This is a genomic window from Caldisericaceae bacterium, assembly GCA_036574215.1.
In the GTDB taxonomy this organism is placed as follows: domain Bacteria; phylum Caldisericota; class Caldisericia; order Caldisericales; family Caldisericaceae; genus Caldisericum.
Map to the genome: position 1 here is coordinate 1 of JAINCR010000040.1, position 10,220 is coordinate 10,220.

The window sequence follows — 10,220 nt, forward strand, 5'->3', positions numbered from 1 at the left end:
TACAAGGAAAAAGCATAAAGGAATATTCTATCAAGATTCTTCTAATGTATCCTTTTGTGTTTTTGTTGGATAAGTTCAAGAAGGCTTTTCACTGCACCAAATACAGGGTTTTATTCGATAAATGTCACCTTATAAAAGTAAAGAAGCGTTAAAATAATTAAGGGAAATACACTTCAAAACTTAATCAGCCATCAATTCACAACTATTTTTCATATTTAGAAAATTAATTAAAATTATTCAAATTTTCTTCACTATTGAAATGTAAAATAAAATAGTTTAAGTTTTAGAAATGATAAATGAAAACACATTTAAAGGTTTTATTTGTAAAAAAAGTTTTCAGCCAAAACTTCCAACAAAGTAAATTATAAAAGTAGGAGGAAGTAATGGAAAACACTAAAACTTTAATTGTGAACAAAAGAAATGTTAATTACCATCTGTTTCTTATTAAAGTAAAGGGTATCATTTCAAGTTTAATGTTCATGCTGTTTGTCCCTGTAATGTTTTCGGGCGTTGGGCTACACTTTGCTCCATCTGGAAGAGTTTTTCGACTAAATATCTGGACGTTTTTAGGTTTTTTTAAAAGAATATCTTGAAGTAATGCACGATATCCCTGGTTTAATTTTTGCAGCACTAACTGTAATACACACACTCTTGAACTTTAAAATTTACGTTAACGAGATTAAATGCTTGGTAAGTATTAAAAGATAATTGCATCTACAAGACAAGTTATAAATGGGCTTTAACCCCCACTTATTTTTTGTAAGTTAGACAGTAAAAACCTATAAAAACCTTTTAGATTGTTTTAGATGTAAAAGTGGTATAATTGTGTTGTAAAAAGAGGTGATTACTCATAATTATTTTTGGGCCTGCCCCTTCAAGGCGTTTGGGAAGAAGCCTTGGAGTAAATAATATTACCTCAAGCATTGCTCTTATTCCTGCATTTACCGTCAAATTGGATTGACGAAGAATTTGATAGTTGAACGCAGACAATTTTACGAACCTAAAGAAATATTTAACAATCTAAAAGAAAAGATTTCAAAAGTTAGAGAAATGGGTGAAAAGATTGACTTTATCACATTTGTTCCCGATGGAGAGCCTACACTTGATATCAACATTGGAGAAGAAATAAGAATGTTTAAAACTTTTAACATACCCGTTGCAGTGATTACAAATAGCTCGCTTTTGTTTCTTGAAAGCGTAAGGCAAGATTTATTTGAAGCCGACCTTGTTTCTCTAAAAGTAGATACCGTAAATGAAACTACTTTCAGAAAAATTAATAGACCCCACCATTCTTTGGATCTTAACTTAATTCTTGATGGAATTGTTGAATTTTCAAAATTTTTTAATGGTTCGATCATAACCGAGACAATGCTTGTTGAGGGATTGAATTTCAGTTGAAGAGCTAAAAGGTGTTGCTTCTTTTATATCAAATATCAGCCCTTATAAAGCGTATATTTCAATTCCTACTCGTCCACCTCAAGAAAAATGGGTAAAGCCCCCTAAAGAAGAAGTTTTGAATACGGCATATCAAATATTTTCTAAAAACATCAAAAATGTAGAAATGCTTATAACCAAAGAAGAAGGTAAGTTTACACAATAAGTGGGGATTTACAAGAAGACCTTTTAAGTATAGTTTCTGTGCATCCAATAAGGTAAGAAGAAATCAAAAAGATGTTGACTGAAAAAAGAAGTAATTTTTCCTTGATTGACGATTTAATTAAAAGAGAACTTATTATGAAAGTTAAATACAACAACGAAATTTTCTACATTAGAAAACTTAATTGACAGATCTTGAATGATTTGCAATCAAAAAACTCAATAAATTGTTTTTAAAAAACATTAAAGATAAGTTTCTTTAGCTACTTTGCTTCTATAGAATGACAAAACAAACATGCTTACGACTTTAACTTAGCTTGTGTAATTACAATGGAAACAAATAAGACTTTTTTATAGATTCCATATAAAACGCTTGACAATAAATAAAAATTTAGTATTATTTATAAGAGTGGGGCTATAGCTCAGTTGGTAGAGCGCCTCCTTGGCGTGGAGGAGGTCAGGGGTTCGACTCCCCTTAGCTCCACCAATTTTTTAATTATGGAGCAAGCCATGGAAAAAGAATACATCCCAAGTGAATTTGAAGCAAAGTATTACGAGGAATGGGAAAAAGAAAAACTCTTCAAGGGAGAGGATTTTTCTTCTAAGCCAAAGTTCTATTTGTTGGTAATGTTCCCCTATCCATCAGGGTCGGGTTTACACGTAGGCCACTGCAGAAACTACATACCAGCAGACACATATGCAAGATACAAAAGAATGAAAGGATTTAATGTGCTTCACCCTATAGGATACGATGCTTTTGGGCTACCAGCAGAAAACTACGCCATAGAACATGGAGTGCATCCTAAAGATTCAACTTATAAAAATATTGAAAACTTCAGAAGACAACTAAAAATGCTTGGTTTGTCTTACGATTGGGATAGAGAATTTGCAACATCAGATCCCTCATACTACAAATGGACAGAATGGTTTTTTGAATTGTTATTCAAAAGAGGCCTTGCATACCAGGACACAAACTTCCAATGGTGGTGCCCTCACTGTAAGACAGTGCTTGCAAACGAACAGATAGTCGATGGAAAATGTTGGCGATGCGGAACTCCTGTTGTAAAAAAAGAATTAAAAGAATGGTTTTTTAAAATAACTTCTTATGCAGATAGACTTCTAAATGACCTTGACAAAATTGATTGGCCTGAACGAATAAAATCAATGCAAAGAAATTGGATTGGAAGATCCTCTGGAGCTGAAATTGACTTTGAAGTGGTCAACGCACCTAATGGAAAGCACACAATAAGTGTTTTCACAACGCGTATAGACACTATATTTGGTGTCACTTTTATTGCAATCGCACCAGAACATCCACTGGTAATGAAGATAACAAAAGATGAATACAGAGAAAGTGTTGAGAAATATGTAGAAGAAGCCTTAAAGAAATTTGAAACTGAAAGGCTATCAACAGAAAAAGAAAAGACAGGAGTATTTACTGGCGCATATGCAAAAAACCCTTTTACAGGCGAGCTTGTGCCCATATATGTAGGAGATTATGTAGTATTTTCATACGGAACTGGGGCAGTAATGGGTGTGCCTGCGCATGATGAAAGAGACTTTGTATTCGCTAAAAAACATAATTTACCAATTAAAGTTGTTATCTCAAAAGATGGCAACCCTGTAGAAGACTTACCCGAGGCGTTTACTGAAGATGGTATTCTTATAAATAGTGGTGAATTTTCAGGTTTAAAAAGCGAAGAAGCAAGAGAAAAATTAACCAAATACGCAGAAGAACATAATTTTGGCAAAGGAGTTGTTAGGTACAAAATACGTGATTGGCTTATTTCAAGACAGAGGTACTGGGGAGCACCTATTCCAATAGTCCATTGTCCAGTCCATGGAGCAGTTCCCGTTCCTGAAGAGCAACTTCCCGTGCTACTTCCTGAGGAAGTTGATTTTTCTCCAAGAGACACAGGAGAATCGCCTCTTGCAAACGACAAAGATTTTGTTAATACCACATGTCCTATTTGTGGAGGCCCTGCAAAAAGAGAAACAGACACCCAAGATGGTTTTGCATGTTCTTCTTGGTATTTCTTACGCTTTGCTGATCCCAAAAATGACAAAACACCTTTTGATAAAGATAAAGCAAAATACTGGTTGCCTGTTGATCTTTACATAGGTGGAGCAGAACATGCAGTAATGCATCTTCTTTATGCAAGATTCTATACTAAAGTTATGTTCGATGCAGGGCTTATAGACTTCGATGAACCGTTTAAAAAGCTACTCAATCAAGGTATGATACTTGGCCCAGACCATCAAAAAATGAGTAAATCAAGAGGAAATGTAGTTAATCCTGATGATGTGGTAAAGGAATACGGAGCAGACACCTTAAGAGCGTATATTCTTTTTATTGGACCATTAGACACTGACTCAGCATGGAGCACAGAGGGTATTAGAGGAGTAAATAGGTTTATAAAAAGGATTTGGAGTCTTTTCATTCAACTTGAAGATGTAAATGAAACAATCTCAAACCAGCAAATTGAAAAAGAGATTGAATTAATGACGGATAAAATGATTGTGAAAATAAGCGACCAAATAGAAAAATTCAAGTTCAATACAATGATAAGTAGCTTTATGGAGTGGTTGAATTATCTTTCTAAAATAGTTGAAGATGATTCATCCGTCATAAAAACGAAAGCGTTTAAAGAGGCTGCAATAACTTTCCTTACGATGCTTGCCCCAGCAACTCCCTTTGTTACAGAAGAACTTCACCATAGATTAGGAGGCATTGGAAGCATCCATAAGAGAGAATGGCCCCAACCAAAAGGAATATACAAAGTTGAGAAATCTGTAGTAGTTGTCCAAGTAAATGGAAAATTAAGAGACAAAGTAGAAGTGCCAATAGAAGCAGATCTTGAAGATGTACTTGATTTAGTTAAAAAATCTGATAAAATATCAAGGTTAAATATTAATTTTGATAAAGCAAAATACGTTTTTGTAAAAGACAAACTTTTAAATATTGTTATTTAGGAGGAAAAGATGGCTCAACCAAAAAAGAAAACCACACATTCAAGAAGTAGAATGAGAAAAATTAAAGAACACCTTGAGAATGTTCATTTAGTTGAATGTCCTCATTGCCATAATTTAATCCAACCGCATAAGGTGTGTCCGTATTGTGGATATTACGATGGCAATCAGGTATTGGAAGTAGAAAAAGCAAGTAAATAATTTCGCTAATATTTCTTTCATGAGTACAAAAACACTCGACAAAGAAATAAAAAAGAGGGTGCAGGCTTTTGAAGCACTACTTAAAAAAAAGATACCCCGAAAGTGCAGAGATACTTTTATTACGGCTATAACTCATTCATCTTTTGTAGGAGAAAACAAAGGCTTTACTTCAAATGAACGTTTAGAATTTCTCGGAGACTCTGTTTTATCGCTTACCATCACATACCACCTGTTGGAGCGCTACAAGAATTTAAGCGAGGGCGAATTAAGTAGAAAAAGAGCGTTCTTAGTATCGGAGAAAAACCTTTCTAAAAAAGCAGAAGAAATCCAATTAGGAGAATTACTTCTTTTTGGAAAAGGCGAAGATAAAAGCGGCGGAAAGCATAAAGCTGCGATACTTGCCGATGCATTTGAAGCAGTGACTGCTGCAATATTCTTGTGCTTTGGCTTTAAGGAAGCATACAGATTTATAGAAGATACTTTTAAAGAGGATTTAGAAAACGCATTGAACATAGAGACAATTGATGCAAAAACAAAACTCCAAGAAATTCTACAAAAGGCAATACATAAAGTGCCAGAATACAAAATAGTCGATGAAGAAAAGATAGATGATACAAAATTATTTAGAGCAGAAGTAAAAATCGACGGGAAGATTCTTGGAAGCGGTAAAGGTAGAACAAAAAAGGAAGCAGAAGAAGAGGCTGCAAAAGTTGCTTTAAACGATGAATATATTAGAAAGATTGAAGAATCTAATCAGTAAAAAGAGTGTAAACCTTGATGAGGTAGAAGAATTTTTACTCAGTAAGAATTTTGGAGTTAGATTTACAGAAGAGTTCATTAGTAAATTTAAAAAAGAAAGCATAGATTACATTGAACTCTTTAAAAAAACTGTTAAGGAGGCTTTTGTTGGTTTAGATACAACTGTAAACCTATCAAAAGAACCTCCAACGGTATTTATTTTTGTTGGTTCAAACGGCTCTGGCAAGACTACAAGCATTGCAAAGGTTGCCAATTTTTACAAACAAAAAGGTTTTAAAAACATTCTTTTAATAGCAGGTGATACTTTTAGAGCTGGAGCAATAGACCAACTTTCGATATGGGCTGAAAGATTAGGAGTTGACATAATGAAAGGAAAACCAAAGGCTGATCCTGCAAGTGTTATATTTGATGGGTTATCAAAATCTAACAACTACGATTTAATTCTTATAGATACTTCAGGTAGAGTTGAAACCAACGAAAACTTGCTAAAAGAACTTACAAAAATCGAAAAAGTAGTTTTAAGTAAAACAAACAGAATAAATGAGGTATTTCTTGTAATGGATAGCCTAACAGGTTTAAATTTGATGGAACAGGTTGATACATTTACTAAAGCAATTAAAGTTACAGGGATTATATTGACTAAATTTGATACATCAAGCTACCCTGGAGTTGTTATTCCGATAACCGAAAAATACAAAATACCAATTAAATTTATAGGAACAGGTGAAGATATTAATGATCTTGAAGAATTTTCTTCGGATTTTTATATCAATAAACTCATTGGAGGAGTGCAATGAAACATAACCTATCACCAAAAGAAAAAAAGCTTCTTAAAAAAATACATATTAAAGAATTACTTGAAGTGTATGCAAACCTTCTAACAGAAAAAGAAAAACGCATCGCTACACTTTATACTGATCCATCTTTAAACGGTTCTGAAATTGCAAGAAGACTCAAAGTCTCAAGACAAGCAGTGCATGATATTGTTAGGCGTGCTACTAACAAAATGGAGCGATGTGATGAAAAGTCAAAACTACTTGAAAAAAGAAGAAAGAAAATTAAAGTCTTTTTAGAAATGGAGAACGCTGTCAATAATCTCATTACAGATGAGGCAAAGAAAAACGAATTAAAGAAACTATTAGAAACACTGAAGCGTTTAGAAAAGGAATAAATAAACTAAGTTTATTTTAAAGGTAATTACAATAAGTAGCATAATACTGTGGGCTTTTCTTTTTATTTATGTGTATTCTTAAAGCATTTTTAGTCGTCTAGAATTTTTGTTTACTGAAAAAATAAACTTTTGATGCTCACCAAACGCTGAAAGAGATATAAATAGCGGCAAGACGTAAAAACCAAGATTCCTTGCTTATGCTTGGAATGATGAAGCAGGCTTACGCCCTCGGAATAACGAACTTGTAGTCATCCTAATGCCCTTTTCTTTGTCATCCCAAATTCTTTTTCTTCATCATCCTGAGTCTTCTTTTGTCATCCTGAGCGCTTTTTCTTTGTCATCCTGAGCGTTTTTTCTTTGTCATCCTGAGAAGCGATAGCGACGAAGGATCTTGAAGTTGAGGAGATAAAAGGAATTCCACTCGAAACTCCCACGAAAGTTAATAAAAAGTAAGAGATTCTTCATTTCGTTCAGAGTGAAAAGACAATCATAAAAAGAACCCCACTCGAAACACCCTCCAATATAAGAAAAAGACATAAGAGACACCCCCTCAAGACTCCCCCGAATACTAAAAAACATAAAAGGCTGAGATTCTTTCTTAAGTTGAGAGAGATACCCCCAAGCCCCACATACTTTCTTATCATCCTGAGTGAAACGAAGGATCTCATATTTGAGGGAGTAAAAAGTACACCCCCACAAGTCTTCTCCTGAAAACACGAAAAAGAATAAACGATGAGATTCTTCACTTCGTTCAGAGTGACAACATGGTGACAAACAACGCGATTCTTACTCAGCAAAAAGACGCCTCCTCAGAATGACTCTGTGGAGATTCAACTAAGAATAATACTAATGGGAACACCCTCTCAATACTACAACGAAAAGCGTCAACAGAGGAGATTCCTCGCTTCGCTCTGAATGACTAAGTGAGGGCTTCGCACTTGCTTACGCAAGGAAAAGAGTGCAGAATAACCAAAGGAGGCTTACGACCTTAGAATAAACAAGTGAGACTTCGCCTCGGAAGGAGCAGGAAGTAAAACCTTCCAAGAGATTGTTATCTTTATGAAGAAATTTACTCTATTGACAAAGTTTTTAATTATGATAAAAAATAAGAGGGAGGAAAAATTTTTATCTACCCATTAATAAAAATACAACAATCAAATTTGGAGGTGTATCATGGAGGAAAAAATCCTTGAAGTAGTTCCAGTTACCTGGAAAAAGGGTATGTTTAAACAAGAAGCTTGGGCGCTTATTATAACGGACAAAAGAATGTTATTTGCAAAATGGACACAAGAGCTCTTTAAAAAAGAGGCAGAGAAAAGAGCAGAAGAAACAAAAGAGGCAGTAGAAGGAAAACTAAAACAATTTTTCTCACAAATTGGCACAGGTTTTACCTATTATAAAAAATACTACGAGATGACATCGGAAGAAATTATAAAGGAACATAGTGAAAATTTTGCTCTATCACCAAACGATGTGAATAGTATTCTTTTAAAAAGAGGAAGAGAAAAGAGAGGAGGAGCTATCATAAATGTAAAATACAAAGTCAACATCGGTGGGAGTGATATCGATGATCTTGAAACTCCCAACGAATTATTGATTAATACAAAAACAGGAAGAATGGTTTTAACCTTTAACACTAACTATTCAAAAGTAAGAAGTGCGCTAAGTCAAGCCTTTAACGTATAGAAAATCTTAGAGTTTAAGAAACCTAACAAACTAATCCCTGTTTAGCATTGATTTACTATTGCAAATAAATGCAAGATGAAATTAAAAAGTTTTCTCTTATTTAAATATTAAAATTATGTAAAATCGTTCTTCGAATTTTTATAGAATAGAAATAATTTTTTAGCAGGGTATATCAAAGTATTTCATAAAACACAAAAATTTGATAAAATAATTTGCTATTAGCAATTTAAATTATTTATAGGAGGTCTATCATTTTTGAATCTTTAAAAGAAAACTTATTGAATGTATTTAAAAAACTAAGGTCTAAGGGATATTTAAGCGAAGAAGACATTAAATCCGTTGTAAAAGAAGTAAAACTCGCCCTTTTAGAGGCTGATGTTAACTACAAACTTGTAAAAGAAATAACCGAAAGACTTGAAACAGAATCAAAGAATACAAAAGTGATAGAAAGTTTAAATCCACAAGAGCAGATACTTTCAATCTTATACAGTATCCTTGTTGAATACGTAGGAACTTCATCTCCTCTGAATTTAAAGAAAAACAAAAACTTTATTATTTTAGTTGGTTTACAAGGAAATGGTAAAACAACCACGGCAGGAAAGCTTGCATATCTACTTAAAAACAAATTCAACTATAGGCCGCTTCTTGTTCCTTTTGACTTTAAAAGACCTGCAAGTTTTGATCAACTCATCCAAATAGCAAAAGAAAACGAACTCTCTTATCTTGATCTTAGAAACAGCAGTATAGAAAATGCATTAGAAGAAATACCAAAATACATGGATAAAAATAATTTCAATGTGGCAATCATAGATACAGCGGGAAGAAAAGAGATTGATACACCACTTATGGAAGAACTTAATAAGATAATAGGCTTCTTTAATGAAAACGAAACTCTTATGGTTATGGATGTTACAATTGGACAAACTGCCCTTGACATAGTAAAAGGCTTTCAAGATTACATACCGATTACAGGAGGTATATTCACAAAATTTGACTCCTCAGCAAAAGGCGGAAGTGTTTTATCGTTTAGGTATATAACCCAAAAAGATGTGAAATTTGTTGGTACAGGAGAAAAAATAAAAGATTTAGAAATATTCGACGGGGAAAGGCTTATTTCAAGAATTTTAGACAGAGGAGACATAAAAAGTTTATTTGAAAAAGCACAAGAAGCCATTAGTGAAGAAGAAAGCAAAAAAATTATAAAAGATTTTGAAAGTGGAAAATTCGACATGAATGACTTCAAAATACAATTAGAAAGCATTCTAAAAATGGGAGGGATTTCAAAAGTATTTTCAATGCTTCCAAACTTTGGTAGTGTAAAAATAAGTAAAGACTTCACTGATGAAAAACGTATTAAAAGGATGATTGCAATCATTAATGCAATGACCAAAGAGGAAAGAATGCATCCTGAGATAATAAACGCTTCAAGAAAAGAAAGAATTGCAAGAGGAACACATGTAGATAAAAACGAAGTTAATCAACTTTTAAAAAATTACGATAACCTTAAAAAAATGCTCAAAAACTTCAAAAATTTTGATATCAATAAACTACGCTTTTAGAAGAATTCATAACATATCTTTAAAGCACGCAAAAACCTAAAATGCCTTAATGGATGAAAAATATTACATCAATTAAAGAGATTTGCCAAAAATAAAAAAGCCCTGGCAGCGACCTACTCTCCCACACCGTTACCAGTGCAGTACCATCGGCCCTGAAGGGCTTAACTTCCGTGTTCGGAATGGGAACGGGTGTTTCCCCTTCGGTATAGCCACCAGGGCATAAAGGATTATACCTTCAAAACTGCAAAGGGTATAGTAAATCCTCGACCTATTAGTAC

Annotated in this window: 9 protein-coding genes, 1 tRNA gene and 1 rRNA gene; 10 read left to right on the top strand and 1 reads right to left on the bottom strand. The window is 33.6% G+C overall.

The features are described 5' to 3' along the window. Nucleotides 1–383 precede the first annotated feature (383 nt). From K6343_02080 to K6343_02125, 10 genes are all read left to right on the top strand, one after another. Nucleotides 384–593 carry a hypothetical protein gene (locus tag K6343_02080; GenBank protein ID MEF3244762.1) on the top strand — a complete coding sequence of 70 codons (210 nt, stop codon included), beginning with the start codon at nt 384–386 and terminating at the stop codon, nt 591–593. A 364-nt stretch (nt 594–957) separates the two neighbouring features. After that, nucleotides 958–1,398 carry a hypothetical protein gene (locus K6343_02085; GenBank protein MEF3244763.1) on the top strand — a complete coding sequence of 147 codons (441 nt, stop codon included), beginning with the start codon at nt 958–960 and terminating at the stop codon, nt 1,396–1,398. Between the two features lie 609 nt (nt 1,399–2,007). Next, nucleotides 2,008–2,083: transfer RNA gene (locus K6343_02090), tRNA-Ala, on the top strand. Between the two features lie 23 nt (nt 2,084–2,106). After that, complete coding sequence (gene leuS, locus K6343_02095) at nt 2,107–4,569, top strand: leucine--tRNA ligase (GenBank protein ID MEF3244764.1); 2,463 nt, start codon at nt 2,107–2,109, stop codon at nt 4,567–4,569. 9 nt (nt 4,570–4,578) lie between these two features. After that, nucleotides 4,579–4,767, top strand: coding sequence for a 50S ribosomal protein L32 (rpmF, locus tag K6343_02100; GenBank protein ID MEF3244765.1), 189 nt, complete (start codon nt 4,579–4,581; stop codon nt 4,765–4,767). 19 nt (nt 4,768–4,786) lie between these two features. Further along, entirely contained in the window at nt 4,787–5,527 is a 741-nt protein-coding gene (rnc, locus tag K6343_02105; GenBank protein ID MEF3244766.1) for a ribonuclease III, read from the top strand. Further along, a complete protein-coding gene (gene ftsY / locus K6343_02110) occupies nt 5,490–6,323 on the top strand; it encodes a signal recognition particle-docking protein FtsY (GenBank protein MEF3244767.1) in 834 nt (277 codons plus the stop codon). Before rnc ends, ftsY begins: the two co-directional genes overlap by 38 nt. Next, nucleotides 6,320–6,697, top strand: a complete 378-nt coding sequence (locus tag K6343_02115) for a hypothetical protein (protein MEF3244768.1) — start codon at nt 6,320–6,322, stop codon at nt 6,695–6,697. The genes ftsY and K6343_02115 overlap by 4 nt, the downstream gene beginning before the upstream one ends. Before the next feature lie 1,173 nt (nt 6,698–7,870). Next, nucleotides 7,871–8,383 (top strand): hypothetical protein, encoded by a 513-nt coding sequence (locus K6343_02120; GenBank protein ID MEF3244769.1) that lies wholly within the window; start codon nt 7,871–7,873, stop codon nt 8,381–8,383. A gap of 278 nt (nt 8,384–8,661) precedes the next feature. After that, nucleotides 8,662–9,942 carry a signal recognition particle receptor subunit alpha gene (locus K6343_02125; GenBank protein MEF3244770.1) on the top strand — a complete coding sequence of 427 codons (1,281 nt, stop codon included), beginning with the start codon at nt 8,662–8,664 and terminating at the stop codon, nt 9,940–9,942. 100 nt (nt 9,943–10,042) lie between these two features. Here the strand turns inward: K6343_02125 and rrf are convergent. Further along, nucleotides 10,043–10,159: ribosomal RNA gene (rrf, locus tag K6343_02130) — 5S ribosomal RNA — on the bottom strand. Between the last annotated feature and the right edge of the window lie 61 nt (nt 10,160–10,220).